Origin of the sequence: Saccharopolyspora elongata, assembly GCF_004348985.1 — a bacterium.
Classification (GTDB): domain Bacteria; phylum Actinomycetota; class Actinomycetes; order Mycobacteriales; family Pseudonocardiaceae; genus Saccharopolyspora; species Saccharopolyspora elongata.
This window is the reverse complement of record NZ_SMKW01000094.1, coordinates 1-26,987: the sequence shown is the minus strand read 5'-3', so window position 1 is coordinate 26,987 and position 26,987 is coordinate 1. Positions and strand designations below refer to the sequence as shown.

26 protein-coding genes are annotated in these 26,987 nt (G+C 71.3%); 8 read left to right on the top strand and 18 right to left on the bottom strand.

Going from position 1 to position 26,987, the window contains the following annotated elements:
- Positions 1 to 28: 28 nt before the first annotated feature.
- From argB to argC, 4 genes are read right to left on the bottom strand one after another with little or no spacing between them, the layout of a single operon-like run.
- Positions 29 to 943: an acetylglutamate kinase gene (argB, locus tag E1288_RS40290; RefSeq protein ID WP_132493935.1), complete on the bottom strand. Its 915-nt coding sequence runs from the start codon at positions 941 to 943 to the stop codon at positions 29 to 31.
- Positions 940 to 2,100, bottom strand: a complete 1,161-nt coding sequence (gene argJ, locus E1288_RS40285) for a bifunctional glutamate N-acetyltransferase/amino-acid acetyltransferase ArgJ (protein WP_132493934.1) — start codon at positions 2,098 to 2,100, stop codon at positions 940 to 942. Before argJ ends, argB begins: the two co-directional genes overlap by 4 nt.
- On the bottom strand, positions 2,097 to 2,501 hold the full coding sequence (locus E1288_RS40280) for an ACT domain-containing protein (protein ID WP_132493933.1): 405 nt from the start codon (positions 2,499 to 2,501) through the stop codon (positions 2,097 to 2,099). Before E1288_RS40280 ends, argJ begins: the two co-directional genes overlap by 4 nt.
- Positions 2,498 to 3,526: an N-acetyl-gamma-glutamyl-phosphate reductase gene (argC, locus tag E1288_RS40275; protein ID WP_132493932.1), complete on the bottom strand. Its 1,029-nt coding sequence runs from the start codon at positions 3,524 to 3,526 to the stop codon at positions 2,498 to 2,500. The genes E1288_RS40280 and argC overlap by 4 nt, the downstream gene beginning before the upstream one ends.
- Positions 3,527 to 3,795: 269 nt before the next feature.
- Between argC and E1288_RS40270 the strand changes: the two genes are divergently transcribed.
- Both E1288_RS40270 and E1288_RS40265 read left to right on the top strand, forming a co-directional pair.
- A complete protein-coding gene (locus tag E1288_RS40270; protein WP_132493931.1) occupies positions 3,796 to 5,592 on the top strand; it encodes a serine/threonine-protein kinase in 1,797 nt (598 codons plus the stop codon).
- A gap of 151 nt (positions 5,593 to 5,743) precedes the next feature.
- Positions 5,744 to 6,319, top strand: a complete 576-nt coding sequence (locus tag E1288_RS40265; RefSeq protein ID WP_132493945.1) for a GNAT family N-acetyltransferase — start codon at positions 5,744 to 5,746, stop codon at positions 6,317 to 6,319.
- Here the strand turns inward: E1288_RS40265 and E1288_RS47540 are convergent.
- The 9 genes from E1288_RS47540 to infC form a co-directional block, all read right to left on the bottom strand.
- Positions 6,282 to 6,452, bottom strand: a complete 171-nt coding sequence (locus E1288_RS47540; RefSeq protein WP_165968521.1) for a hypothetical protein — start codon at positions 6,450 to 6,452, stop codon at positions 6,282 to 6,284. The two genes, E1288_RS40265 and E1288_RS47540, sit on opposite strands and share 38 nt — an antisense overlap.
- Positions 6,449 to 7,702, bottom strand: coding sequence for an NAD(P)/FAD-dependent oxidoreductase (locus E1288_RS40260; RefSeq protein WP_132493930.1), 1,254 nt, complete (start codon positions 7,700 to 7,702; stop codon positions 6,449 to 6,451). The genes E1288_RS47540 and E1288_RS40260 overlap by 4 nt, the downstream gene beginning before the upstream one ends.
- A 102-nt stretch (positions 7,703 to 7,804) precedes the next feature.
- Positions 7,805 to 9,322: a PucR family transcriptional regulator gene (locus E1288_RS40255; protein WP_132493929.1), complete on the bottom strand. Its 1,518-nt coding sequence runs from the start codon at positions 9,320 to 9,322 to the stop codon at positions 7,805 to 7,807.
- A 78-nt stretch (positions 9,323 to 9,400) separates the two neighbouring features.
- A complete protein-coding gene (gene pheT, locus E1288_RS40250; protein WP_132493928.1) occupies positions 9,401 to 11,893 on the bottom strand; it encodes a phenylalanine--tRNA ligase subunit beta in 2,493 nt (830 codons plus the stop codon).
- Between the two features lie 45 nt (positions 11,894 to 11,938).
- Positions 11,939 to 13,000, bottom strand: a complete 1,062-nt coding sequence (pheS, locus tag E1288_RS40245) for a phenylalanine--tRNA ligase subunit alpha (protein ID WP_132493927.1) — start codon at positions 12,998 to 13,000, stop codon at positions 11,939 to 11,941.
- Between the two features lie 249 nt (positions 13,001 to 13,249).
- On the bottom strand, positions 13,250 to 14,098 hold the full coding sequence (locus tag E1288_RS40240; protein ID WP_397528999.1) for a TrmH family RNA methyltransferase: 849 nt from the start codon (positions 14,096 to 14,098) through the stop codon (positions 13,250 to 13,252).
- Positions 14,098 to 14,466 (bottom strand): 50S ribosomal protein L20, encoded by a 369-nt coding sequence (gene rplT / locus E1288_RS40235; RefSeq protein WP_093266845.1) that lies wholly within the window; start codon positions 14,464 to 14,466, stop codon positions 14,098 to 14,100. The genes E1288_RS40240 and rplT overlap by 1 nt, the downstream gene beginning before the upstream one ends.
- 98 nt (positions 14,467 to 14,564) lie before the next feature.
- On the bottom strand, positions 14,565 to 14,759 hold the full coding sequence (gene rpmI / locus E1288_RS40230; RefSeq protein ID WP_010313612.1) for a 50S ribosomal protein L35: 195 nt from the start codon (positions 14,757 to 14,759) through the stop codon (positions 14,565 to 14,567).
- An 83-nt stretch (positions 14,760 to 14,842) separates the two neighbouring features.
- Positions 14,843 to 15,436 carry a translation initiation factor IF-3 gene (infC, locus tag E1288_RS40225; protein ID WP_093266843.1) on the bottom strand — a complete coding sequence of 198 codons (594 nt, stop codon included), beginning with the start codon at positions 15,434 to 15,436 and terminating at the stop codon, positions 14,843 to 14,845.
- A 295-nt stretch (positions 15,437 to 15,731) separates the two neighbouring features.
- Here infC and E1288_RS40220 point away from each other — a divergent pair, with 295 nt between their 5' ends.
- Positions 15,732 to 16,061, top strand: a complete 330-nt coding sequence (locus tag E1288_RS40220; RefSeq protein ID WP_132493943.1) for a DUF1844 domain-containing protein — start codon at positions 15,732 to 15,734, stop codon at positions 16,059 to 16,061.
- Between the two features lie 2 nt (positions 16,062 to 16,063).
- Here E1288_RS40220 and E1288_RS40215 read toward each other — a convergent pair whose 3' ends face one another.
- Positions 16,064 to 16,828 carry a DUF2182 domain-containing protein gene (locus tag E1288_RS40215; RefSeq protein ID WP_132493926.1) on the bottom strand — a complete coding sequence of 255 codons (765 nt, stop codon included), beginning with the start codon at positions 16,826 to 16,828 and terminating at the stop codon, positions 16,064 to 16,066.
- The gene (locus tag E1288_RS40210) at positions 16,825 to 17,484 is read right to left on the bottom strand and encodes a DUF1326 domain-containing protein (protein ID WP_132493925.1); all 660 of its coding nucleotides are present in this window, start codon (positions 17,482 to 17,484) and stop codon (positions 16,825 to 16,827) included. Before E1288_RS40210 ends, E1288_RS40215 begins: the two co-directional genes overlap by 4 nt.
- Before the next feature lie 257 nt (positions 17,485 to 17,741).
- Here E1288_RS40210 and E1288_RS40205 point away from each other — a divergent pair, with 257 nt between their 5' ends.
- Positions 17,742 to 18,872 carry a M20 family metallopeptidase gene (locus tag E1288_RS40205; protein ID WP_132493924.1) on the top strand — a complete coding sequence of 377 codons (1,131 nt, stop codon included), beginning with the start codon at positions 17,742 to 17,744 and terminating at the stop codon, positions 18,870 to 18,872.
- Positions 18,869 to 20,143 carry an MFS transporter gene (locus E1288_RS40200; RefSeq protein WP_132493923.1) on the top strand — a complete coding sequence of 425 codons (1,275 nt, stop codon included), beginning with the start codon at positions 18,869 to 18,871 and terminating at the stop codon, positions 20,141 to 20,143. Before E1288_RS40205 ends, E1288_RS40200 begins: the two co-directional genes overlap by 4 nt.
- 60 nt (positions 20,144 to 20,203) lie before the next feature.
- Here E1288_RS40200 and E1288_RS40195 read toward each other — a convergent pair whose 3' ends face one another.
- The gene (locus E1288_RS40195) at positions 20,204 to 21,298 is read right to left on the bottom strand and encodes a calcium:proton antiporter (RefSeq protein ID WP_132493922.1); all 1,095 of its coding nucleotides are present in this window, start codon (positions 21,296 to 21,298) and stop codon (positions 20,204 to 20,206) included.
- Between the two features lie 93 nt (positions 21,299 to 21,391).
- Between E1288_RS40195 and E1288_RS40190 the strand changes: the two genes are divergently transcribed.
- Complete coding sequence (locus tag E1288_RS40190; RefSeq protein WP_132493921.1) at positions 21,392 to 22,030, top strand: LysE family translocator; 639 nt, start codon at positions 21,392 to 21,394, stop codon at positions 22,028 to 22,030.
- 299 nt (positions 22,031 to 22,329) lie between these two features.
- Here E1288_RS40190 and E1288_RS40185 read toward each other — a convergent pair whose 3' ends face one another.
- Positions 22,330 to 22,716, bottom strand: coding sequence for a RidA family protein (locus E1288_RS40185; RefSeq protein WP_132493920.1), 387 nt, complete (start codon positions 22,714 to 22,716; stop codon positions 22,330 to 22,332).
- A complete protein-coding gene (locus E1288_RS40180) occupies positions 22,716 to 23,483 on the bottom strand; it encodes an IclR family transcriptional regulator (RefSeq protein WP_132493919.1) in 768 nt (255 codons plus the stop codon). The genes E1288_RS40185 and E1288_RS40180 overlap by 1 nt, the downstream gene beginning before the upstream one ends.
- A 173-nt stretch (positions 23,484 to 23,656) precedes the next feature.
- Here E1288_RS40180 and E1288_RS40175 point away from each other — a divergent pair, with 173 nt between their 5' ends.
- Both E1288_RS40175 and E1288_RS40170 read left to right on the top strand, forming a co-directional pair.
- A complete protein-coding gene (locus E1288_RS40175; protein ID WP_132493942.1) occupies positions 23,657 to 24,892 on the top strand; it encodes an amino acid deaminase in 1,236 nt (411 codons plus the stop codon).
- 267 nt (positions 24,893 to 25,159) lie between these two features.
- The gene (locus tag E1288_RS40170; RefSeq protein WP_132493918.1) at positions 25,160 to 26,746 is read left to right on the top strand and encodes an N-acyl-D-amino-acid deacylase family protein; all 1,587 of its coding nucleotides are present in this window, start codon (positions 25,160 to 25,162) and stop codon (positions 26,744 to 26,746) included.
- Positions 26,747 to 26,987: the final 241 nt, after the last annotated feature.

Below are 26,987 nucleotides of genomic sequence, written 5' to 3'. Positions count from 1 at the left end.
GCATGAGCAGAAGGGAAGTGAGCGTTACTCATGCGTCCTCCTCCACCTGCGCCGGCAGTACCATCGTGCCGACTCCGGCACTGGTGAACACCTCGAGCAGGACCGAGTGCGCGAGGCGGCCGTCGATGACGTGCGCCCGCGGCACCCCGCCGCGCACCGCACGCAGGCAGGCCTCCATCTTCGGGACCATGCCGCTGGACAGGCTCGGCAGCAGTTCCGCCAGCTGGTCGGCGTCCAGGCGCGACACGAGCGAGCCGCGGTCCGGCCAGTTGGTGTAAAGGCCCTCGACGTCGGTGAGCACCACGAGCTTCTCGGCGCCGAGCGCGACCGCCAGTGCCCCGGCGGCGGTGTCTGCGTTGACGTTGTGGACCACGCCGTCGGCGTCGGGGGCGACGGTCGAGACGACGGGGATGCGGCCGGCCTTGATCAGGTCGAGCACCGCGTCGGCGTTGACCGACACCACGTCGCCGACGAGCCCGACGTCCACGGCTTCGCCGTCGACCGTCGCGGTGCGGCGCTCGGCGGTGAACAGCCGGGCGTCCTCGCCGGACATGCCGACCGCGTACGGCCCGTGCTGGTTGATCAGCCCGACCAGTTCGCGCCCGACCTGGCCGACCAGCACCATGCGCACCACGTCCATGGTCTCCGGGGAGGTCACCCGCAGGCCGCCGCGGAACTCGCCTTCCATGCCGAGCCGGTCGAGCATCGCGGTGATCTGCGGGCCGCCGCCGTGCACCACCACCGGGTGCAGTCCGGCGAGCCGCAGGAACACCATGTCGTGCGCGAAGGCGCGCTTGAGCTCGTCGTCGATCATCGCGTTGCCGCCGTACTTGATCACGACGGTCGCGCCGTGGAAGCGCTGCAGCCACGGGAGGGCTTCGACGAGGACGCTGGCCTTCTCGGCCGCGGTGGCCAGCCGGTCGCCGGCTTCTTGCTGGGTCATGACGAGTACGCGCTGTTCTCTTCGACGTAAGCGTGGGACAGGTCGGTGGTCAGGATGGTCGCCGCGTGGTCGCCGAGGTGCAGGTCCACGACGATCTCGATGGCGCGCCCGGACAGGTCGGCCTCGCTGCGGTCGCGGGCCTTGGTGCCGTTCGCGTAGAGCGTGACGCCGTTGGTGGCGATCTCCAGCTTGGCCACGTCGATCTCGGCGTCGACCCGGCCGAGCGCCATCGCGATCCGGCCCCAGTTCGGGTCCGAGCCGAACATCGCGGTCTTGACCAGGTTGTCCTCGGCGATGGTGCGCCCGATGGCGACCGCGTCGGCCTCGCTGACCGCGCCGCGCACGGTGACGTCGATGGTCTTGGTGGCGCCTTCGGCGTCGTCCTGCAGCTGGCGGACCAGGTCCGTGCAGACGGCGGTGAGCAGCTCGGTGAAGTCCTCTTTGGACGGTTCGACGCCGGAGGCGCCGGAGGCCAGGACGAGGACGGTGTCGTTGGTGGAGGTGCCGCCGTCGACGTCGAGCCGGTCGAAGGTGACCCTGGTGGCCGCGCGCAGCGCCTCGTCCAGGTCGTCGCCGCCGATCACCGCGTCGGTGGTGATGACGCTGAGCATGGTGGCCAGGTTCGGCGCGAGCATCCCGGCGCCCTTGGCGAAGCCGCCGACCGACCAGCCCGCGTCGTGCTTCCCGAAGGCCTGCTTCGGCTTGCTGTCGGTGGTGAGCACCGCCGTGGCCGCGTCGAGCCCGGCCTGGTCGGTGGCGTCCAGCGCCTTCGCCGCGGTGTCCACACCGGACAGCAGCGCGTCCATCGGCAGCCGCTCGCCGATCAGGCCGGTGGAGCACACCGCGATCTCGATGGCGCCGACGCCGAGCACGTCGGCGACCTTCTCGGCGGTGGCGTGGGTGTCCTGGAAGCCCTCCGGGCCGGTGCAGGCGTTGGCGCAGCCGGAGTTGAGCACCACCGCGCGGAGCTTGCGCTCCGTCAACACCTGCTGCGACCAGAGCACCGGCGCCGCCTTGACCTTGTTGGTGGTGAACACCCCGGCCGCGGCCTGTCGCGGCCCGTCGTTGACGACCAGCGCGACATCGCGCGCGCCCGCGGCCTTGATCCCGGCGGCGATCCCCGCCGCCCGGAAACCGGCAGGTCCGGTCACGCTCATTGGCTCTCCTCGATATCCACGGTGTGCCCAGCGGAGGTCAGCACCTCGGCGGCCCGCACGGCCGCGTCGGCCGGGACCAGGATCCAGTCGGTGTCGAATGTGGACAGGGTGAAGACGCTGATCTCGGCGTCGGCCAGCGGCGCCAGCAGCGCCGCGAGCACGCCGGTCAGCGCGAAGTCCAGCGGGCCGTCGATCTCCAGCGCCCGGAACGGCCCCTCCACCCGGACGTCCGGGCCGGACTCGGCGGCCAGCGAGTACGGGAAGATGATGGTGCGGCCCGCGCCGGTGGTGAGGCTGCCGTGGATCGGCGCGGTGCCGCCGGTCAGCGCCAGGCTGACGTGCGCCGGGACCATGCCGACGGCCAGCTGCTCGGCGTGCAGCCGGAGCTTCAGCCGGCTCATGGTGCCACCCCGACCAGCGGCAGCCCGGTGGTCTCCGGCAGCCCCACTGCGAGGTTCATGCACTGCACGGCGCCGCCGGCGGTGCCCTTGGTGAGGTTGTCCTCGGCGCCGACGATGATCAGCCGCCCGGCGTCCGGATCCACCGCCAGCTGCAGGTGCACGGTGTTCGCGCCGAGCGTCGCGGAGGTCTGCGGCCAGTGGCCCTCGGGCAGCACGTGCACGAACGGCTCGTCGCCGTAGGCGTCGAGGTAGGCCTTGCGCGCCGCGTCCGCGTCGACGCCCTCGCGCAGCGGGGCGGAGCAGGTGGCGAGGATGCCGCGCGACATCGGCGCGAGGACTGGCGTGAACGACACCTTCACCGGCTCCCCGGCCACGGAGCTGAGGTTCTGGATCAGCTCCGGCGTGTGCCGGTGCGCGCCGCCCACGCCGTAGACGCTGGCGGAGCCCATCACCTCGGCGGAGAGCAGGTGCGGCTTGAGCGCGCGGCCGGCACCGGAGGTGCCGGTGACCGCGACGACGACGGCGTCCGGCTCGACGAGCCCGGCGGCGAGCGCGGGGACGAGCGCCAGCGAGGACACCGTCGGGAAGCAGCCGGGGACGGCGACGCGGCGGGAGCCGCGGAGCCGGTCGCGGGCGCCGGGGAGCTCGGGGATGCCGTAAGGCCAGGTGCCGGGGTGTTCGCCGCCGTACCAGCGGGCCCAGTCGGTGGGGTCGTTGAGCCGGTGGTCGGCGCCGCAGTCGATGACGATCGCGTCGTCGCCGAGTTCGGCCGCGATGGCTGCGGAGTGGCCGTGCGGGAGGGCGAGGAAGACGACGTCGTGGCCGGCGAGCTCGGCGGCCGTGGTGTCGGCGAGGACGCGGTCCGCCAGCGGCATCAGGTTCGGGTGGTGCTGCCCGAGCCTGGTCCCGGCGTTGCCGCCCGCGGTCAACGCGCCGATCTCCACCTCTGGGTGCGACAGCAGCAGGCGGAGCAGTTCCCCGCCCGCGTAGCCGCTAGCCCCGGCAACTGCCACTCGAACCGTCATGCGGATGATTATGCACTCCCATGCAACATTAATCAAACGAGCGTTCGGCTGCGCGGCGAACGCCACATTCACCCAGCTAGACGAGGCGAACGGGCCGTTCACCCCAATCCTCCCACCGCGCGGCGGCCACAGGGCCCGTGAGTGGTTCGAGTCGCCATAGCAGGCCAAAGCACGCACGAGCCACGGGAGCTCGCCGGCTCCGGCAAAGGCGGGACAAACTGATCATCCTGGCGCTAACGTTCCCTCCGGAACGGGAGAAAGGGGCGCCGGTGGGCGAGGAACGCTTGTTGGCGGAGCGTTTCGCGCTTGAATCCGTGATCGGCCGGGGCGGAATGGGGACCGTTTGGCGGGCCTGGGACGCCCTGCTCGACCGGTTCGTCGCCGTCAAGGAGATCCACCTGCCTCCCGGGGCCGATCATCCGGAGCTGCGGGCGCGGGTGCTGCGGGAGGCCCGGCTCGCCGGGAAGCTCAACCATCCCGGCGCGGTCACCGTCTTCGACGCCATCGAGGCCGACGACCGGATATACATCGTCATGGAGCTGGTCGAGGCCGCCACCCTGCAGGACCTCGTCGAATCCGAAGGGCCGCTGCCGCCCGCCCGCACCATCGAGATCGCCTCGCGCGTGCTGGACGTGCTCCAGGCCGCGCATCGGCTCGGCATCGTGCACCGCGACGTGAAGCCCAGCAACATCATGGTGGCCGCCGACGGTTCGGTGAAGCTGACCGACTTCGGCATCGCACGGCTCGACGACGGCTCCACCGCCACGGCGTCCAGCATCATGGTCGGCTCCCCCGCCTACATGGCCCCCGAACACGTCCGGGGCCGCGCCGTGGCCGCCTCCGATCTGTGGGCGCTGGGCGTCACCCTGTACTTCGCGGTCGAGGGCAAGTCGCCATACCTGCGCAGCACCGCCGGGGATTCGCTGGCCGCAGTGCTTTCCGAGGAGCCGCCCGCGCCGGTCCGCGCGGGCGAGGCGTTGGCACGGCTGCTCGGCGGGCTGATGGCCAAGCGGGTCGACGACCGGCCGACGATCGAGGGCATTCGCGCCCAGCTGAACGCCATCGGCGCGGAGAACGGCGACCAGCCGACCGTCGACCTCGGCCGCCCGCAACGCGATCCGTGGCTGGTCGTCGCCGGGGTGATCTGCCTGTCCAGCTGCGTCGGCTTCGCCCTGCTGCTCTTCGACGTTCAGCAGAAGCTCCTACCCGGTGTTTTCACCCTGAGCAACGTCATGGACGCGGCTGTCCTCCCGGCCCGGTTCCCGGATCTCGCGGCGCGGCAGGCCGGCGCACCCGGCAGCAGGCTCGCCGGCGTGGTGTCCTGGGCGACCGACGTGCCCCGAGCCGGCTACGCCGGAACGCTCGCCGACGGCGGCCTCGGGCTCGCCGGGCTGATCGTGCTCGCCCTGCTCGGGGCGCTGGTCGTGGCGCTGCCGGTCGCCGGACTGCTGCTGTTCGTCCGGCGGTACCAGGTTTCCGTCGCGGCCGTCCTCGCGGGCAGTTCGCCGTTCTGGTTGTGGAGCGCCGGCTATTTCTTCGTCGGGCTCACGCGCCCGATCGACGAGCGGCTCTACCTCGCCCACCTGCTGTTCTGGGGCCCGCCGGCGGTCGCGTCGCTCCTCGCGCTGATCCGCGCGCCGCGGGCGACCATGCCGCTCAGCCCGCGGCAGCGAGGACTCGCGATCATCGTCGGCATCGCCGGGATCGGGTGCCTGGCGCTCGGCGCTTTCACCCACGGCTGGCCGAACCTGGCAGCGGCTGCGCTGTTCGTGCCCGGCTTCGCGATCTCCGTCTTCGCCATCGTCGCGACGCCGCGCGCCACCGGCATCCGCATCCTGGCCGCTTGGACGGCCGCGCTGGCGATCCGTGCGGCCGTCGATCTGGCGGTGCTGCTCGACTTCACCGCCTACGGCTTCATCGACGAGCACGCGAATCCGGTCGTAGCGGTGCCTTCCGAGTTCAAGGCCTCGGTCGCGCTCACGGGCTTCGCAGTGCTGATCGGTGTCGCGCTCACGGTCGGCCGGTCGATCCGCGAGCGCCCGCGATCCTGGACGCACCCGCGCTGATCTAGCCTCCGTCGCGACGAGGCGGCCGCAGCGCGCCGTGCGCGGCCAGCAGCCGGGGGCACCCCGCTTCGACTTCGGCGCGGCTCTCCGGGCATCATCGTTGCCGATGACGATGACCCCACCCCGCCCCGGCACGGGTGCCCGCCGTTCGATGTCGATCACGACGTCGGGCCCGGTCGGGCAGCGGGTGCGGTTGCGGCGCGTCGAGCCGGCCGACCGGCGCACGCTGATGCGGTTCGACCGGGAATCGTCCGACACCCACTACCCGAAGTTCGACGGCTACCGGCACTGGGGAGCGCACCGGGCGCACCACGGCGACTCCGGCGACGACATCCAGCTGGCCATCGAGACGCTGCTGGACCGGACGCTGGTCGGCTCGCTGTCCGCCAGCCAGGCCGAGCCCGGTTCCGGCCGGTTCGGCTACGGCATCGGGATCGGCCCGCAGCACCGCCGCCGCGGCTACGCCGACGACGCGATCACCGCCCTGCTCGCGTTCATGTTCGGGCGGCTGCGCTACCGCAAGTGCGAGGTCGGGATCTACGACGGCAACGCCGCTTCCCTCGCGCTGCACGGCAAACTCGGCTTCCGCGAGGAAGGCCGCCTGCGCGACCCGGAATTCCTGTGCGGCGGAGCCCAGTGCCTCGTGCTGATGGGCATCACCGCCACCGAGTTCGCCGCCCGCAGCCCGATCAACCACCTCCGCCGTGCACCCCGCGGTCGCCGCTGACCGCGGGGTGCACGTCCAGGGCGTATTCCGTGGCGATGCGCAGGAGCATCTCCTTCTCCACTCGCAGCAGCTGGTTCTCGCGGCGGAGGCGGTCGAGTTCAGCTCGCTCCGCCGCCGTCAGGTCCGTGCTCATCGCAGCGGGTCGAACGGCCGCAGGAGCGCCGGGCGCTTTCCGGTGGTGATCTGCTCCGCCAGCAGGCGCCCGGTGAGCGGGCCCAGGGTCAGGCCCCACATGCCGTGGCCGCCCGCGACGTAGGCGCCGGGCATCTTCGTCGAACCGATCAGCGGCAGGCCGTCGGGCGTCACCGGGCGGCCGCCGACCCACTCGTCACGGCGTTCGTTCCAGCCGACGCCCTTCAGCAGCGGGCGCGCGGAGCGCACGATCGCTTCGATGCGGCCGCGGTCCAGCGGATCGTCCACCGAGCGGAACTCCATCGTTCCCGCCACCCGGAGGCCGCCCTGGTACGGCGTGCACGCCACGCGCGCCGCGGGCAGGTAGATCGGGCCCGGCACGGGCTGCTCGGTCGGCACCGTGAACGAGTAGCCGCGGCCGGCCCGCACCGCGGTGCGGACGCCCAGCGGCTTCGCCAGCCGGCTCAGCCACGCGCCGGTGGCCAGCACGACCGCCTCGGCCGACACCCGCTCGTCCTGCTCCGACTTGACGGTGACCTGACCGGAGCCGCGCAGCACCTCCCGCACGCGGAATCCGGTGCGCAGCTTGCCGCCGCGCTCCACCACCGACTTCGCCAGGCTCCGGGTGAACTCGCCGGGGTCCACGAAGCGCTGCCCCTCCACCCGCAGCACCGCCGCGATGCGCGACGACAGCTGCGGCACGTCGACGTCCGAAGTGGACAGTTCGCGTACCTCGACGTCCTGGCCGCAGCGGCGGATCTGTTCGAACTCGTGCCGCAGCTCGGCGACCTGCTCGGGCTTCTCGAACGCCGCCGTGATCGGCGCGGGCACCGTCGGCGCGGACACGCCGCCCGCGGTCAGCGCATCGAAGGCGTCCAGGCACTCGGCGTTCATCGGGACGAACGCGCGCATCGACCGCTGCCAGGCCCAGGGCGTGCACCGCCGGGCGAAACCGGTGAGGAAGGACCACAGCCCGGGATCCACCGAGGCCGGCACGTACAACGGCGCGTCCCGGTCGAACAGCGACCGCAACCCGTAGCGCAGCACGCTCGGCTCCGGCAGCGGGATCGAGAACCCCGGCGAGAGGTAACCGGCGTTGCCCCACGACGCACCGGCCGCGACGTCCTCGCGGTCGAGCACCGTGACCTCGACGCCGTGCTCCTGCAAGAACCAAGCGGTCGACAAGCCGACCACACCCGCGCCGATCACCACGGCCCGGCGCGGAATCCCGTCGATCCCGTCCTCGCGCATGCTTCCTCCTCGAAACGTCTTGAGGTGGAGCCTGCCTCGGCTGCGGCGCCGCGCCAGTGTCGGAATCGCACAAATCGCGGCGCCCCGATTGGCCGGAACCGACTACACGGCGAGCGCGATGATCATCGCCAGCCTGGCGTCGGGGTCGTCCAGGTCCAGCGGCGTCAGCTCGGCCATCTTCCGCATCCGGTACCGGACGGTGTTCGGGTGGACCTCCAGCCGCGCCGCCGCGGCACCCAGGTCGCCCTGGCATTCCAGCCACGCCCGCAACGTCTCGACGTAGCTCGTGCCGTGCTCCCGGTCGTGGCGGCGGAGCTCGACGACGGGGCCACGATCCGGCACCCGCCCTGTCGACGCGACGTGCCGCAGCCGCCGCAGCAAGATCTCGTGCCACGCCTCGTCGTAGACCACGGCCGCGCCCCGGTCCGCCCGCGTCGCGTGGATCGCCAGACTCTCGTCCGCTTCTTGTCGGCTGTCCACCAGCTGCGCGGGCCCGGCCGGGCCGCCCACCCCGACGAGGACCGTCGCATCGCCGGCGAGTTCCCGGACCAGAGCCCGCGCCCACTCGCACGCCGGCTCGGCGTCCTCGTGCGGCAAGATCGTGTAGACGGTGTTCGCGAACAGCGCGCTGCGCCCCGGCCGCGACCAGCCGAAACCGGTCGTCGCCCGCTCGAAGGCGAGCAGCGGCGCGGCCTCCGGCGCGCCACCGGTGTGCACCTGCACCGCCACCACGCGGTACCTCGTGCTGCGCAGTCCGAGGCGGCTCAACGCCGCGGTTGGGTCCTCGTGCCCCTCCAGCAGCCCGGTGACCAGATCGGATTCGACCTGCCGCTCCAGATCCGCGCTGGCCCGGGAGCGGAGCAGGTGCAGCGCCGCGGTGCGCGCGCCGCTGACCAGAGCGGCCTGGTGCGCGTCCGTGAGTGCGTGCTCCGTCACCACCCAGATCGAGCCCAGCAGTTCCTTGCCCGCGCGGACCGCCACGACCGCCCTGCCGTGCAGGGATTCCGGCCCCAGCGGCGCCACGAAGATCGGTTCGTCGGAGGTCTCCAGGTGCCGGAACACGCCGCGCTCGGTCAGCTCCCGCCGGATCTCCGCGGGCACCCGCCGCCCCAGGATCGTGGCCAGCCGGGCCCGGTCGGCGCTGTGCTGCCGACTGGAGTACGCGAGCACGCCGGAGCGGTGGTCCTCGATCGTCACCGGCCCACCGACCGAGTCCGCGAGCGCGTCGGCCAGCGCGAACAGGTCCGTCGGGCCCCGGCCCGCCTCGGTTTCGCGGCCCTCCAGCACCAGCCCGTAGATCACGGCCGCCAGCTGCCCCCACGACACGGCCGGATCGACGAGCACCACCGTCACGTGCCGGTCGCGGGCCGCCGCGAGCGCCCGCTCGCCGAGTTCGGTGCAGCGCAGCACGACCACTTCGGCGCGGGTGCTCGAGAGCAGATCAGCCGCGCCGTCGGCGTCGACGCCGACGGCGAGCAGGACGTCCTCACCGCCCGGGGCGGGATCGGCCGGGTCGTGCAGCGCCACCGACCGCAGCTCCGTGGACCTGGATCGCGGGGCGTTGCCCAGCCGGGCCCCGAGGCCGCCGAGGACGTTGATCAACCGATCCAGCTTGACCACGGCGGCTCCTCGGATGACAAGGCCGCAATTTCCATTGAAATCGAATCTTCGATTTCAATGGAAATTGCGGCTGAACAGTCAGGCGCGGAGGCTGGCGCCGAGGCGCTCGGTGGCGGCTCGCACCGCCCCGTCGCGGGCCTCGGTGGCCTCCTCCTGCTTGAGCGTCCGGTCCGAGGCGCGGAAGCGCAGCGCCAGGGCCAGCGACTTCTTGCCCTCGTCGAGCTGCTCACCGGCGTAGACGTCGAACAGCCGCACGTCCTCCAGCAGCTCGCCGCCGCCGGCGCGGACCGCGTCGATCACGTCGGCCCCGGCCACACCCTCGTCCACCACGAGGGCGATGTCCATCAGCACCGGCGGGTACGCCGAGATCTGCGGTGCCGGGCGGCGGTCGGTCAGCGGCAGGGCGTCCAGGTCGAGCTCCATCGCGCAGGTCCGCTTCGGCAGGCCCAGCGCCTCCACGACCTTCGGGTGCAGCTCGCCCGCGTGGCCGACGACGACGTCACCGGCCTTCAGCTGCGCGCACCGGCCCGGGTGCCACGGCGCGAGCTCGCCCGCGCTCACCGTCAGCTCCACGCGGGCGGCCTCGGCGACGACGCGCGCGGCCTGCACCGCGTCCGCCCAGTTCGCCTCGCGGCCCTTGCCCCACCAGCCGGCGCGCTCGCGGTTGCCGCCCAGCATCACGGCGACGTGCTTCGGCTGCGCCGGCAGCGACGCGTGCAGCGCGGCGAGCTCCTCGTCGCTGGGCCGCGACGCCACGCCGACCGAAGGCACCGCGGGCTGGTTCTCCGCGGGCTGCACGACCTGTCCGATGTGGAACAACGCGAGATCGCGCTGGCCGCGGGAAACGTTGCGCTGCAAGGTTTCCGCCAGCCCGGTCAGCAGCGTCGTGGTCAGCAACGACCGGTCGCTCTCCAACGCGTTGAGCACCGTCATGGTGCGCCGTCGCGGGTCGTCCTCGGCGAGGCCGAAGTCGTCCAGCGTCGCCTTGCCGACGAACGGGAACGGCAGGACCTCGACGTAGCCCTCACCGGCCAGCGCGCGGGAGACCGCGCGCTCGCGGCGCTGCTCCGCGTTGAGCCCGCGCCCGGCCGGCGCGGCGGGCAGCACCGAGGGGATCGTGTGGTACCCCTCCAGGCGCAGCACTTCCTCGACCAGGTCGTACGGCTGCTTCAGGTCCGGCCGCCACGTCGGCGGGGTCGCGGTGACCACGCCGACGCCCTCGTCGGAGGTGCCGACCTCGATGCGGCAGCCGATCTGGCTCAGCCGCCGGGCGGTCACGCCGCGGTCGTAGTACACCCCGGCGATCTTGTCCGGCAGCGCCAGCGGCATGGTCACCGGCTCGGGCTGCTTCGGCTCGCCGACGTCGGTACGGCCCGGCGCGATGGTGCCGTCGCCGTAGCGGACCAGCAGCTGCGCGGCCAGCTCGGTGGCCACCGCGGCGATCGCCGGGTCCACCGTCCGCTCGAAGCGCTTGCCCGCCTCGCTGGGCAGCTTGTGCCGGCGGATGGTGCGGGCGATGCTGGCCGGATCCCAGTTCGCCGCCTCCAGCAGCACGTCGTGCGTGTTGTGGCCGATCTCGGTGGACTCGCCGCCCATCACGCCGGCCAGCGACACCGGGCCGCTGTCATCGCAGATCACGATGTCGTCCGGGTCCAGCTCGCGGCTCAGACCGTCCAGGGTGGTCAGCTTCTCGCCCTGCTCGGCGCGGCGCACCACCAGCGCACCGGTCACCTTCGTGGTGTCGAAGGCGTGCAGCGGCTGGCCCAGCTCGAGCATCACGTAGTTGGTGACGTCCACGGCCAGCGAGATGGACCGCATCCCGGCCAGCGCCAGGCGGCGGCGGAGCCACCAGGGGCTCGGCGCGGTCGGGTCGACACCGGTGACCCTGCGCAGCACGAACCGCGAGCAGGCGCTCGGGTCGCGCAGCTCGACCTCGCGCGAGGGCCGGTCGTCGGCCGGGACCGGGCGGGTGCCCGGGTCGCCGAACGGCACGTCGAGCGCGTTGGACAGCTCGCGGGCCAGGCCGCGCACCGAGAAGCAGTAGCCGCGGTCCGGGGTGATGGCCAGCTCGATGATCGAGTCGTCCAGCCCCACCAGCTCGACCGCGTCGTCGCCGGGGTCGGCCGAACCGGGCGGCAGCACCAGGATGCCGTCGTGGTCCTCGCCGATGCCCAGCTCCTTGGCCGAGCAGATCATGCCCTCGCTGACCTTGCCGTAGGTCTTGCGGGAGGTGATCTCGAAGTCGCCGGGCAGCACCGCACCGGGCAGCGCGACCACGACCAGGTCGCCCTCCTGGAAGTTGCGGGCACCGCAGATGACGCCCTGCACCTGCTGCTCGCCGGAGTCGTCCGCGCCGACCTCGACCTGGCAGAACCGGATCGGCTTCTTGAACTCGGTGAGTTCCTCGATCGCGGCGACGCGACCGGCCACGAGCGGCCCGCGCACCTGGGTCAGGTGGACGACCTCTTCGACCTCCAAGCCGATCCGGATGAACGCTTCGGCCAGCGTCTCCGCGGTCGTCTCCTCGGGCAGCTCAAGGTGCTCGGCCAGCCAGGAAACCGGAATCCGCACTTGGTCAGGCCTTTCTCTCGTTCAGGTGGGTGGTGTCGGTGGGCATCAGATGCCGAACGGCTGGGTGAACCGGACGTCGCCCTCGACGATGTCGCGCATGTCCGGGATGCCGTTGCGGAACTGCAGCGTGCGCTCCAGCCCCATGCCGAACGCGAAGCCCGTGTAGACGTCGGGGTCGACGCCGCAGGCGCGCAGCACGTTCGGGTTGACCATGCCGCAGCCGCCCCACTCGACCCAGCCGGCGCCGCCCTTCTTCTCCGGGAACCACACGTCCATCTCCGCCGACGGCTCGGTGAACGGGAAGAACGACGGCCGCAACCGGGTCTTGGATTCCGGGCCGAACATCGCCCGGGCGAACGCGTCCAAGGTGCCCTTGAGGTGCGCCATCGTCAGGCCCTTGTCCACCGCCAGGCCCTCGACCTGCGAGAACACCGGGGTGTGGGTGGTGTCCAGCTCGTCGGTGCGGAAGGTGCGGCCGGGGCACACCACGTACACCGGCAGGTCCCGCTCCAGCAGCGAGCGGATCTGCGACGGCGAGGTGTGGGTGCGCAGCACCAGCCCGGAGTTCTCCGGACCGACGTAGAAGGTGTCCTGCATGGTGCGCGCCGGGTGGTCCTTGCCGAAGTTCAACGCGTCGAAGTTGAACCACTCGGTCTCCAGCTCGGGACCCTCGGCGACCTCCCAGCCCATCGCCACGAAGGTGTCCTCGACCTGCTCGGCGAGCTGCCTGAGCGGGTGCCGCGCGCCGGCCGGGACGCGGTCCCAGGGCAGCGTGACGTCGACCGTCTCCTCGCGCAGCACCCGCTCGTCGCGCTCGGCCTGCAGGGCGGCGCGGCGCTCGTCGAATGCGCCCTGGATCGCCTCGCGGGCCTGGTTGACGCGCTTGCCGGCCTCCGATCGCGCCTTCGGCGGCAGCGCGCCGATCTCCCGGCGCGCGGTCAGCAGCGGCGAACGGTCCCCGAGGTGCGCGGGCTTGACGGCCGCCAGCGCATCGAGGTCGGTGGTCGCGGCGAAGGCTTTGCTGGCCTCGACCACCGCGCGGTCCAGCGTCTCCGGCGACAGCGCGGCGACCTCTTTCGGGTCGTACGGGTCGTTGGCTCCAGACATCGTTAGTGCGTGACTCCCGTTGATCCGACAGGCATCAGTACCCGATTCCCGGACCGGTGGCCCGGGGGCGGCGAACCTGCTCGTTGGCATACGACTCAAGCCGCAAGCTGACCCCTGAATTCTATGCGACGGCCCCAACCGCTTTTCGCGGAGATCCGGTGCCGACACGCGGTCCCGGACCCGGCCGGTTCGCGATTTCACGCGAAATCGTCAACTTCCCCGAAGCGCGCACGGGAAAATCGCCGGGCTTCACCGGTGCTGGGCGCGGGCGGAGGCGTAGAGGCAGACGGCCGCGGCGGTGGCCAGGTTCAGGCTTTCGGCGCGCCCGTACAGCGGCACCCGCAGCGTGGTGTCCAGCTCGGACTTCACCTCGTCCGGCAGGCCGTGGGCCTCGCTGCCGAACACCCACGCCGTGGGTTCGGCGAGCTCGCCGTCGCGGTCGGCCGTGTCGAGGTCGCCGGCGGCATAGCCGTCGGCGCCGACCAGCCGGAGCCCGGCCGCGCGGCAGGCGGCGAGCACGGCGGAGACGTCGCGGTCCCGCGCGACCGGCAGGTGGAAGAGGCTGCCGGTGGACGCCCGCACCGCCTTGCCGTTGTAGGCGTCGACGGTGTCACCGGCGAACAGCACGGCACCGGCACCGGCCGCGTCCGCGACCCGGACCACCGTGCCGGCGTTGCCCGGGTCTGCCACGCCGACCAGCACCGCGACCAGGTTCGGGCGTTCGGCGAGCGCGTCGGACAGCGCGGTGTCCGGCAGGTCGCAGACCGCGATCAGGCCCTGCGGGGTCACGGTCTCCGACAGCGACGCCGCGGCGCGCTCGGTGACCAGGTGCACCGGCACCGACTCGGCGCGCGCCCGGTCGAGGAACTCGGCGTGCCGGGACTGCTCGGTGGCGAACACGTCGCGCACCCGCAGCACCCCGGCGGCGTGCGCGGTCAGCGCCTCGCCGACCGCCTGGGCGCCTTCCGCGAGGAACGCGCCGGCCTTCTCCCGGCCGGCGCGGCGGGTGAGCTTGCGAGCGACCGCGACCCGGGTCGATCGCTCCGTCAGCGGAGTCGTCGTCCCGGGTCGCGGTGCAGCGGAGGGGCCTTCGGTGATCAGGCCGCACTCTCCGGCAGGTTCTTGCGCGCAACCTCGACCAGCGCGGCGAACGCCTGCGGGTCGTTGACCGCGAGCTCGGCCAGGATCTTCCGGTCGACCTCGACCTCGGCGGCCTTCAGGCCCTGCACGAACCGGTTGTAGCTCAGGCCGTGCTGCCGGGTCGCGGCGTTGATGCGGGTGATCCACAGCTTCCGGAAGTCACCCTTGCGGGCCCGCCGGTCGCGGTAGGCGTAGGTCATCGAGTGGAGCATCTGCTCCTTGGCCTTGCGGTACAGCCGGGAGCGCTGACCGCGGTAACCACGGGCCGACTCGAGAATGGTGCGGCGCTTCTTCTGGGCGTTGACTGCCCGCTTGACGCGTGCCACGGGGTCCGTCCTGTCATCTCATCGGGGGCGGGGAACCGCCCGTGCGGGTTGCTGGAACTGCGTTGCTGACCTGCTGCCGGGGAGCAGCGGGTCGGGGTTCAGCGACCCAGCAGTCGGTTGATGCGCTTGACGTCGGCCTTGGCCACCGCTTCGGTGCCCTCGAGCCGGCGGGTGACACGGCTGGACTTCTTCTCCAGGATGTGCCGACGACCGGCCTGCTCGCGCCGCAGCTTGCCCGTGCCGGTCACCTTGAAGCGCTTCGAGGTGCCCTTGTGGGTCTTGTTCTTCGGCATCTTCTCGTCCTCGTTTCGTACTGATGCCGGGCGGGGGCGCGGACTGCGTCCCGGCCCGGCGTCACATCACGAGCCCTGCGGACTTAAGCGTTCGCCTTGGGCTTGGTCTTGTTCGTCTTGTGCGGCGCGAGAACCATGATCATGTTTCGGCCGTCCTGCTTCGGGTTGGCCTCGATGAATCCGAGTTCGGAAACGTCGTCGGCCAGTCGCTGCAGCAGGCGGAAGCCCAACTCGGGACGCGACTGCTCACGACCACGGAACATGATCGTCACCTTGACCTTGTGACCCTGGTTGAGGAAGCGGGTCACGTGGCCCTTCTTCGTCTCGTAGTCGTGCGGGTCGATCTTCGGCCGGAGCTTCTGCTCCTTGATGACGGTCTGCTGCTGGTTGCGACGCGATTCGCGAGCCTTCTGCGCGCTCTCGTACTTGAACTTGCCGTAGTCCATGAGCTTGCAGACCGGCGGGCGCGCCTGCGGGGCGACCTCGACAAGGTCCAGATCCGCTTCCTGGGCAAGCCGGAGCGCGTCCTCGATGCGGACGATACCGACCTGTTCACCGTTGGGTCCGACCAAGCGGACCTCCGGAACCCGGATGCGGTCGTTGATGCGCGTCTCGGAGCTGATGGGCCCTCCTCGGTTCGATGGCTTAGTAACTGCACCGCGGCGCGTAGAGCTCACCCCGGAATGCAGAGGTCCCGCCGGCTGCCGCTTCCGCGGGCCGCGGGACCCTGACTCCAAACCGATCGAACCGGTACCGCAATACCGTTCGTGCCACCGATGGCTCGCGCCATCGACAGGACCGGAACCCGGAAGCCTGTGGCGGCTACTCGGGTGGGAGCGGGACTCCACTTTGCCGCCCCCGCCTTCGCGGGGGCTGGTCGTGCGTGTCAGGGTAGCAGGCGTGACCGAACCGCAGCCAACCCCGTCCCCTAACGCGTCCGACCTGCCAGGTGAGCCGGTACCCGACGCGGACATGGAATTCAACGTCCGCGAGCTCGCCGATGTTCCCAGCGTCGAGGTGATCAGCCGGGCTGCGGTCATGCTGATGTCCGCGGCCGCGGAGAAGCTCGGGCTGGCCGCCGAGGACCCGGACACCGCGGCGGAGCGCGACCTGGACGAGGCGCGCCGGCTGATCACCGCGCTGGCCGGGCTGGTCACCGCCTCCGTCGAATACCTGGGGCCGCACGCGGGCCCGGTCCGCGACGGGCTGCAGACGCTGCAGCGCGCGTTCCGCGAGGCGTCCACCCACCCGGACGCCCCGGGTCAGGGCCCGGGCGAGAAGTACACCGGCCCGGTGTACTGAGCTCACCGGAGGAGCAGGAAGACGCCGAGGCCGATCGCGGCCACGCCCAGCGCGAAGCCGATGGCCTCGCCGCGCGGGGCCGCTTTCTCCAGCGCGATCAGCGCGGCCAGGGCAGCCATCCACACGAGGTTCATGGTGCCCGCGGCGAGCAGCACGACGGTCAGCGCCCAGCAGCAGCCCAGGCAGTACCCGCCGTGGTGCATGCCCACCCACAGCGCTCCCGCGCGGCTGCGCAGGGCGGTGTCGCCGTGGCGCACCAGCAGGGCCAGCGGCGAGCGGCAGCGGGCCAGGCACCAGCGCTTCAGCGGCGTGAACTGGTACGCGCCCGCGCAGATGAGCACGACCGCGCCGACCCGCACCGACACCTCGCCGCCTCGCATCGCGATCGCGTCGAACCCCCGCAGGACGGCGTAGGCGGGCACCCCGGTGGCGCTCCAGACGACCAGGTAGCCCGCCGTCAGGGCGGCGACGGTTCCGCGGCGGGCGTGGCGCGCCGCAGCCAGCCGGCGCACGCCGATGGTGAACGGCGTGCTGGCGGGCAGCATCATCGCCGCCATCATCACCGGCCAGGTCAGCAAGAACAGCGGCATGGCGGACATCGCCGGCGCGCCCGTGAGGATTCCCGCGCTCATGTCGGGCATCGCCGCGAGGCCGGTGATCAGCCAGGCCGTCCCGGCGAGCGCGAGCAGTGCGATCGCCAGCGCGAGCTCCGCGCGCGACCAGGTGCGCGGGGCCGGGATGCCGCGCCGGGCGGCGGCGCGGGTCATGTCGCGTCCGGTCCCGTCCAGTCGAACGGGATGAGCTTGCTGGAATTGCCCACGCGCTCCCAGCTGAAGCCGTACGCCTCGGCCCGGTCGGACGTCGCCCTCCCCCAGGTCGCCGGCGGCTGACCGGGGCCGACCTCCGCGCCGGGCAGGTTGTGCACCTGGACGCGAGCACCTTCGGTGCTGGTGGGGCCGGTGAGTGCGGTGACGACGGCCTCCGCACAGCCGGGGATCCGCACCCACCAGGAGGACAGGTCGTCGGCGATGGCGACCTCGATCGGGCTCGTCTCCGCGGCCACGATCTCCGGCCCGAACAGCTCGCCGAACTGCTGCGGCCAGCCGCCTGCCCGCCCGGTGAAGATCGTCCGGAGCGCGGCGTACTGCGCCTCGCCGGCGCGTTCGTCGAAGAACACCGCGGCGCGGGCGTCACGGTGCTCCCCGGTCCAGATGTTGCCGGTGAAGGACGCGAGCATCGCGACGTTGAGGCCGCCGAGATCCAGGTCGCCGTAGTGGCCGGCGCGGATGTGCCAGAGGAGGACGCCGTCGCAATCGCCGTAGGTCGGCGGTTGGGCGAACGAGCAGGGGCACGGGATCGCGCACTTGCAGGCGTCGAACCAGACGCCCGCCAGGTGCCATTGCGCAACTCCGGGCGCGTTCATGTCGATCCCCCGAGGCGCGTCGGTGGTGGTCCGCCGCCAGCATCCGTGTTCCGCATCCCCATCGGCACGGCCGAAAGACCCGCGCGGCGGCACTTGTTGCACCAAGCGCAATGCACAGTGGACCGCATTGCATTTCGCGCAATGCACAGTGGACGGTAAATACCCGAAACCCTTGCAATGCCGCAAGATCTTGACCACCGACCGATGCTGACTTAGCGTTTGTTCGCTTCACACAACAAAAGATTCCAGGGGTGAACGTGGCCGATCCGGTCGAGTTACTCGCGAACCTCGTTCGCATTCCAAGCATCAATCCGCGAGAGCGCGCTGAACCGGCCGAAACCGAGCTCGCCGAGAACATCGCGCTGTGGGCGTCCGAACGCGGAATGCAGGCGCACACCGAAGAAGTCCTCGACGGGCGACGGAACGTGATCGTCACGCTACCCGGCGACGACGACCGCCCGCTGCTGCTCGAATCCCATTTGGACACCGTCGAAACCGACGGCATGACGATCGACCCGTTCGACCCGGTGGTGCGCGACGGGCGGCTGTACGGGCGCGGGGCGTGCGACGCGAAGGCGCCGCTGGCGGTCTTCCTGACCGCGATGGCGCGGCTGGCCGAACGCGGGCCGAGGCCCCGGACGGTGGTGCTGGCGGGCGTCGTCGACGAGGAGCACCTGTACCGCGGCGTGACCGCGCTGCGCGCCAGCGGCCTGCCCACCCCGGTCGGCGCGATCGTCGGCGAGCCCACCGAGCTGCGAATGGTGGTGGCGCACAAGGGATGCATGCGCTGCCGCATCGAGGCGCACGGCGAAGGCGGGCACAGCTCCCAGCCGTGGGACAAGACCAACGCCATCGAGGTCGCCGCCGACGTGGTGCGCTACCTGCAGCGCGAACACGCCCCGCGGCTGGCGGCGCTGGCCCGCCCGCTGGTCGGCCCGCCGTCGCTCGCGGTCACGCTGATCGAGGGCGGGCAGGGGCCGAACGTCCTGCCGGACAGCTGCGTGCTGACCATCGACCGGCGGACCGTCGGCGGCGAGGACCCGCACGAGGTGTGGGCCGCGCTGCGCGCCGAGCTCACCGACCGCTGGCCGGTGACGGTGCACGAGCCGCACATCGTCGACTACTCGCTGGACAGCGACCCGGCCGATCCGTTCGTCTGCACCGTGGCCGGGAGCCTGCGCGAATCCGGGCTGGACGCGGCGCCGCTGGGCGTCGGTTACGGCACCGACGCGAGCAAGATCGCCCTGGACGGGGTGCCCGCCGTGGTGTTCGGGCCGGGCTCGATCGCCTGCGCGCACACCGCCGACGAGTCCGTCCCGCTCGACGAGGTCCGCACCGCGGTCGACGTCGTCGAACGCGTCCTGCGCACCGGAGGTGCCCCGGCATGACGACCACCGCAACGACCACGGCCCCGACCCGCCGGCGCTTCGGCGTGCTGGCCGCGGACTTCATGATCCTCGGCCTGAACTACGCCGACCGGGCCGCGTTCGGCATCGCCGGGCCGCTGATCATCGCCGAGTTCGGCTTCTCCAACGCCGCGTTCGGCTGGCTGGCCAGCATCTTCGCGCTCGCCTACTCGCCGTTCGGGTTCATCGGCGGCTGGCTGGCCGACCGGTTCGGGCCGCGCAACGTGATGGGCTGGGCGGTGATCGCCTGGTCGGCGTTCACCGCGCTGACCGCCGCCGGCGTCGGCTTCGTCAGCCTGCTGATCATCCGGTTCCTCTTCGGCGCCGGCGAAGGTCCACAAGCGACGGTCACCGCGAAGCTGATGCACAACTGGTTCCCGAAGCGGGAACTGGGCACCGCGCTGGGCATCGCCAACGCGGCGACGCCGCTGGGCGGCGCGATCGCCACGCCGGTCGTGGTCGGCATCATGCACGCCACCGAGGGCAACTGGCGGATCCCGTTCCTGGTCTTCGGCGCGCTGGGCGTGCTGGCCGCGGTCGGCTGGTTCGCGGTCGTCCGCGACTCCCCCGAGGAGCACCCGAAGGTCAACACCGCCGAGCTGCAGGCGATCCGCGGTGGCCAGACGGACGCGAGCGTCGAGGAGCAGGCCGACGCGCCCGGCTTCTGGCGCTGCGTGGGCAAGCCCGCGGTGTGGGCGACCGCGATCGCGTACTTCGGTTACGCGTGGATCCTGTGGACGTTCGTGTCCTGGTTCCCGAACTACCTCGTGCAGGAGCGGGGCATCGACCTGGACGAGCTGGCGATCTCCGGGGCGATCCCGTGGGTCGGCGGCTGCATCGGGCTGATCGTCGGCGGGGTGGCCACGGACTGGCTCGTCCGGCGGGTCGGCGACTCGGCCGCACCGCGCCGCTGGATGGTGATCGTCTGCCTGACCGCGACCGCGCTGCTTTTCGCCCTGGTGTCGACGCTGACCAGCACGTTCGCCGCGGTGCTGGTGATGACCGTCGTGGTGTTCCTGCTGTACCTCACCGGCGCCCAGTACTGGATCATCGTGGGCGAAGCGGTGCCGGCGTCGCGCTACGGCGCCGTCTCGGGCGCGGTGCAGATGTTCGCGACGTCCGCGTCGATCTTCGCGCCGCTGGTGACCGGCTACCTCGCCGACTCGGCGTGGGGCTGGGGCGGGGTGTTCGTGGTGGCGGGCGCGATCACCATCATCGGTCCGGTCCTCCTGCTGTTCGCCGGCCGCCGCTGACCGGACGAAGCACGAAGGGCCACCTCCCGCCCGACGCGGGAGGTGGCCCTTCGCTCGTTGCTACGGGTTGACGGCCAGGAAGAGGAACGCCGCCAGCAGCGCCAGGTGGACGCAGCCCTGGAGACGGGTGGCGCGGCCCGGGACGACCGTGAGGACGCTGACGATGACGGTCAGGGTGAACAGCACCAGCTGGGTTGCGCCTAGGCCGAGGTGCAGCGGGTCGTCCAGCCAGATCGTGGCGAGCGCGATCGCCGGGATGGTCAGGCCGATGCTGGCGATCGCCGAGCCGTAGCCGAGGTTGAGGCTGATCTGCATCCGCCGGCGGCGGGCGGCGCGCACCGCCGCGATCGTCTCCGGCAGCAGCACCAGCATCGCGATCACCACGCCGACGAAGGACTGCGGGAAGCCGATCGCGTCGACCGCGGCTTCGATCGCCGGGGATTCCAGCTTCGACAGCCCGACGACGGCGACCAGCGCGATCAGCAGCAGCACGATGCTCACCACGGTCTGGCGGCCGGTCGGCGGCGGCGCGTGGTCGTCCTCCGGAGCGACGGTGCCCTCGTCGGTGACCGGCAGGAAGAAGTCGCGGTGCCGGACGGTCTGGGTGAACACGAAGGTCGCGTACAGCACGATCGACGCGACCGCGGCGAAGACCAGCTGCGACGACGAGTACTCCGGCCCCGGCACCGTGGTGGTGAAGGTCGGGAACACCAGGCTCAGCGCGCCCAACGTCGCCACCGTCGCCAGCTCCGCGCCGGTGCCTTCGGCGTTGAAGCTCGTCACGCCGTAGCGCAGGGCGCCCACCAGCAGGGACAGCCCGACGATGCCGTTGGTGGTGATCATGATCGCGGCGAAGATCGTGTCCCGGGCCAGCGTCACGGTCTCCGGCCCGCCGGAGACCATCAGCGTGACGATCAGCCCGACCTCGATGACCGTGACGGCGACCGCCAGGACCAGCGAGCCGAACGGTTCGCCCACCTTGTGCGCGATGACCTCCGCGTGGTGCACGGCGGTGAGCACCGCGCCCGCGAGCAGGACCGCGAGGACGATCACCATGCCTATGCCGAGTCCTTTGCCGGGCCAGGCGATGGCCAGCGCGACGATCGCGAGCACCGGTACCAGCACGTTCCAGGACAACATCGAACGCAGCGACATGTGTCCACAGTAGATCCGGCTCCGCTCGGAACGGTGTAACTCACTGGCGTCCGGCGCGGCGGCTTGCCAGGCTGTCCGAGGAGGTGTGTCGAAATGGTTTCCGTCGATCGGTTGCTGGTGTTCGCGGCGATGTCCTTGGTGATCATCGCGGTACCGGGGCCGAGTGTGTTGTTCGTAGTCGGCCGGGCCTTGGCGCACGGCAAGCGCACCGCGCTGACCAGCGTCGTCGGCAATGCCATCGGGTGCTACCTGGTCGCCATCGCGGTCGCGCTCGGCGTCGGTGCGGTGGTGGCGCAGTCGATCGCGGTGTTCACCGCGATCAAGGTCGCGGGCGCGGTGTACCTGGTCTACCTGGGGATCAAGGCGCTGCGCAGCAGTCGCCCGCTGGCGGCGCAGCTGCCCGAGCAGGCGCCGGCCTTCGGCGGCCTGCGAACGCTGCGGGAGGGCGTGGTGGTGGGGGTGGCGAACCCGAAGACGTTCATCTTCTTCACGGCGGTGGTTCCGCAGTTCGTCGATCCCGCGCTGGGCCACGTCCCGGTGCAGATGCTGCTGCTCGCACTGATCCCGATCGGCATCGCGCTGGTCTCGGACAGTGCCTGGGGCCTGTTCGCGGCCACGGCCCGCAATTGGCTCGCCAGCGCCCCGCGCCGCCTGGCGATGGTCCAGAAGGCGGGCGGCTTCGCCATGATCGGCCTCGGCCTCTCCCTCGCCGTCACCGGCCGCAAGGAATGAGCGAAGGGCGCCTCCTGCCTGAAAACCAGGCCGGAAGCGCCCTTCAGCAGCTCCATTCAGTTGTCTCGAAGCCGCAACCGCGACACCTCAAGCCACACGAGCTGATGCCGACGCAAGCGGCGAAGCCGCTTAGCCCACCCTCGCAACTTACACCGCCGCGGGTTCTCAGGTGTCTTCTCGCGAGGACAGCCCCGACGTGGTGAATTGGTCATTCATGATGTCGGGGATCCCACAGCGAGAAGGCATCTGAGGTTCCGCCACCCGCACCGCCGCGCAGGACGAGCCTGGAAACAGGAACTTCAGTCGAGGACGGCCAGGGCGTCGATCTCGACGAGGAGCCCGGCGGGGAGACCGACGTAGACCGTCGTGCGGGCCGGGAACGGCTCGCCGACGACTCGCGCGTAGGTCTCGTTCATCTCCGCGAACTGCGAGACGTCCGTCAGGTACACCCGCAGCATCAGCACGTCCTCCAGGGAGCCGCCCTCGGCCTCCAGGATCGCGATGATGTTGCGCAGGCACTGCTCGGTCTGCTCGGGGACGCCGCCCTCGACCACCTTGCCGGTCGCCGGGTCCACGGCGGTCTGGCCCGAGACCTGCAGGATGTTGCCCTTGCGGACGCCCTGCGACAGCGGGATGCTCGCCGGCGGCTTGGGGGCTTTGTCAGTGCTGACCACGGTCCTGGCCATCAGACTTCCTTTCCTTTCGGGTTCTTGCGCTGCCACCCCAGCTCGGCGGAAACCTCGCCGGCGGCGCGCAGCACGTCGTCGACGAGACCGAGCAGTCCGTCGAAGTCCAGCAATACCTTGGGAACCGATAGCGACACGGCGGCGACGGCCTCGCCGCGGTGGTTGCGGATCGGCGCCCCGACGCAGTGGATGAAGTCCTCGTGCTCGCTGCGGTCCACCGCGTAGCCCTGGGCTCGCACCCAGTCCAGCTCGGTCAGGAACCGGTCCGCCGAGTCGATCGTGTTGGCGGTCATCTTCGGGTACTTGAGCTGCTCGGCGAACCGGCGGCGCTGCTGCGTCGGCCAGTCGGCCAGCAGGGCCTTGCCCACGGCCGTGCAGTGCACCGGCGCGCGGCGGCCGATGCGGGAGTACATCCTGACCGGGTGTCGGCTGTCCACCTTGTCGATGTAGACGACCTGGTCGTCCTCGAGGGTCGCCAGATGCACCGTGTGCCCGCTGATCTCCCCGAGCTCGACCAGGTGGCGGCGGGCGACGGTGCGCACGTCGAGGTCTTCCAGCGCTTGGTGGGCCAGGTCGAACAGGGCGCTGCCGAGGCGGTAGTGGTGCACGTCCTCGCGGCGCACGAAGCGGCCCGATTCGAGGGTGCGCAGCAGGCGCATGGCGGTGGATTTGTGCACACCCAAGCGCTGCGCGAGCTGGTCGAGCGTTTGCGGGCCGGCGGCGAGTGCGGTCAGCACGGTCAGACCGCGTTCCAGGCTCTGGCTCACCGACCACTCCGTCCGTTGACGTGCTGCGCCACTGATGGTACATACCTACCCGGCATTTTACGCAACCGGCGTTGCAGTCTACGCAATAGGAGGCCTTCGTGTCGACACGGGGGATCAACACCGCAGCGGTGCGCGCGCTGCACGACGAGCGCATCGACTGGCGTTTCAAGGGCATGCCGTCCGATGCCTTCGGCAGCACCGTCGGCGACTTCCTCGCGCAGCGCCCGAAGTTGCACGAGGCGGGCTTCGTCGGCCCGCTGCTGGCGCTCGATGATGCGGCCTTGCGGCACAACCTGCGGACCATGGCGGACTGGTGCGCCCAGCACGGCCTGCAGCTCGCGCCGCACGGCAAGACGACGATGGCCCCGCAGCTCTTCGAACTGCAGCTGGCGAACGGCTCGTGGGGCATCACCGCGGCGAACCTCAGCCAGCTGCGGGTCTACCGGGCGTTCGGCGTGGAGCGGATCATGCTCGCCAACCAGCTGCTGGATGCCAGCGGCCTGGCGTGGCTGGCCGGCGAGCTGGACGCCAACCCCGAGTTCGAGTTCAGCTGCTTCGTGGACTCGGTGCGCGGCGTGCAGCTGATGACCGAGGCGCTGGCCCGGCACGGCGCGTCGCGGCAGGTCGACGTGCTGGTCGAGCTGGGCAGCGACGGCGCCCGGACCGGCGCGCGCACGATCGCCGAAGCGCACGAGATCGCCGACCTCGTGCTGGAGAACCCGATGCTGCGGCTCGTCGGCGTCGGTGGCTACGAAGGCGCGCTCGGCCACGACATCAGCGAGCAGTCGCTGTCCGCAGTGGACGGATACATGCGCCGGCTGCGGGAGCTCGTCGCGGAACTGGCGGAGGCAGGCCACTTCTCGGGGCTGGACGAGGTGATCGTCACCTGCGGCGGCAGCGCCTACTTCGACCAGGTCGCCGAGGCGTTCACCGAGCCGTGGCCCGCCGGGCTGCCGGTGGTACCGGTGCTGCGCAGCGGCGGATACCTGCTGCACGACGACGGCTTCTACCGGGTCCGCTCGCCGTTCGGCCGCGAGCACCGGCTGACGGGCGAGGAGCGGCCGTTCCACCCCGCGATGCGGGTGTGGGCGCAGGTCACCTCGCGGCCGGAGGAGGGCCTGGCGCTGCTGACCATGGGCCGCCGGGACGTGTCCTTCGACCAGGACCTGCCCGAACCGCAGGTGATCCGCGGCGCGGACGGCGAGATCCGGGAGCTGGCCGCCGGTTCGTGCGAGGTGACGTCGCTGGCCGACCAGCACGCGTTCCTGACCGTGCGCGGCGCCGATCTGCAGGTCGGCGACTGGATCGGCTTCGGGTTGTCGCACCCCTGCACGGTGTTCGACAAGTGGACCCTGATCCCGGTCGTCGACGGAGACACCGTGATCGACCTGGTGCGCACGTTCTTCTAGGACGACCGCGCGATCGCACGCACCTCCGGGTGCGACGAGGACCGAACTGGGAGGTTTCTTTCAAGAAGCGGCGGCAGCCGCTTGCAGTGTGGGACTCAGCTCGCACCGCCGCGGGTTCTCAGAAGTCTTCTCGCGAGGACAGCCCCGGCGCCGCGTATCGGACATACATAAGCCGGGGATCCCGGAGTCGAGAAGGCTTCTGAGGTTCCGCCACCTGCACCGCACGCAAGCCGCTGGAAAGAATTCCTGATTCTGAAGGGTTCCAATATGGACATTGTGGTCCACGGGGCTCGGGTCGTCGATGGAGACGGCGGCCCGGGTTACCTCGCCGACGTCGGGATCGAGGCCGGGCGGATCGCCGAGATCGCCGGGCCTGGGCGGTTGAGCGGCAAGCGCTCGATCGACGCCGACGGCCTGGTGCTCGCGCCCGGCTTCATCGACATGCACGCGCACTCGGACCTGCAGATCCTGGCCGCGCCCGACCACACCGCGAAGGTGTCGCAGGGCGTGACGCTGGAGGTCATCGGGCAGGACGGGTTGTCCTACGCGCCCGTGGACGACGCCACGCTGGCCACGGTGCGCGCCCAGATCGCGGGCTGGAACGACGACCCGCCGGGATTCGACTGGAACTGGCGCAGCGTCGCCGAATACCTCGACCGGCTCGACACCGGCATCGCCGCCAACGCCGCGTACCTGGTGCCGCAGGGCACGCTGCGGCTGCTGTGCGTCGGCTACGACGACCGCGCGGCCACCGACGCCGAACTCGACCGGATGCGCGAGGTCCTGGCGCGATCGCTGGACGAGGGCGCCTTCGGCATGTCCTCGGGGCTGACCTACACGCCCGGGATGTACGCCGACACCGGTGAGCTCGCCGCGCTCTGCGAGGTGGTCGCGGCCCGCGGCGGGTTCTACAGCCCGCACCACCGCAGCTACGGCGCCGGCGCGCTGGCCGCGTACGCCGAGATGATCGAGATCAGCAGGACCACCGGCTGCCCGCTGCACCTCGCGCACGCCACCATGAACTTCAGCGTCAACAAGGGCCGGGCCGCCGACCTGCTGTCCATGTTGGACGAAGCGCTCGCCGGGGGCTGCGACATCAGCCTCGACACCTACCCCTACCTGCCGGGCAGCACCTCGCTGCACGCGCTGCTGCCCAGCTGGGCGATGGAGGGCGGCGTTGCGGCGACCCTGGAGCGGCTGCGGGATCCGGCGCAGCGGGCCAGGATTCGCGTCGTCCTGGAGGAGGAAGGCTCCGACGGCTGCCACGGCGTGCCGGTCGAATGGGAAACCATCGAGATCAACGGCGTCCGGCGGGCCGACAACGCGCACCTGGTGGGGCGCACCGTCGCCGAATCCGCCCGCGCGGCCGGGCAGCAGCCCACCGAGTTCTACTTCGACGTGCTGGTGTCTGAGGAACTCGGCAGTTCGTGCCTGATGCACGTCGGCCACGAGGAGAACGTGCAGGCCATCATGCGCCACCGGGTGCACACCGGCGGCAGCGACGGGCTGCTGGTCGGGGCCCGCCCGCATCCGCGCGCGTGGGGCACCTTCCCCCGCTACCTGGGGCATTACGTGCGCGAGCTCGGGGTGCTGGGGCTGGAGGAATGCGTCCAGCACCTGACCGCCCGCGCGGCCGACCGGCTCGGCCTGACCGACCGGGGGCGGGTCCGCGAGGGATTCGCGGCGGACCTGGTGCTGTTCGACCCGGAAACCGTCGCCGACAAGGCGACTTTCGACGAGCCCCGCCAGCAGGCGGTCGGCATCCCCTACGTCCTGGTAAACGGCGTACCGGTGATCGACGAAGGCCACCGCACCGACGCCCTACCCGGCCGCGCACTGCGCAAGCCCGCCTGAAAACGAATCTCCGGACTCGTTTTCCGTAGCGGTGCGGGTAGCGGCCCCCCTGCGGGAATCACGATCGCCTTCTCGCTGTGGGATCCCCGACTCATGAATGCCAATTCACCACGTCGGGGCTGTCCTCGCGAGAAGACGCCTGAGAACCCGCGGCGGTGCGAGTTGCGTGCGTGGGCCAAGCGGCTGCGCCGCTTAAGAACAAACTGAACCCGATGCTTCGCCCCCCTCCCCTTCCCCCTCC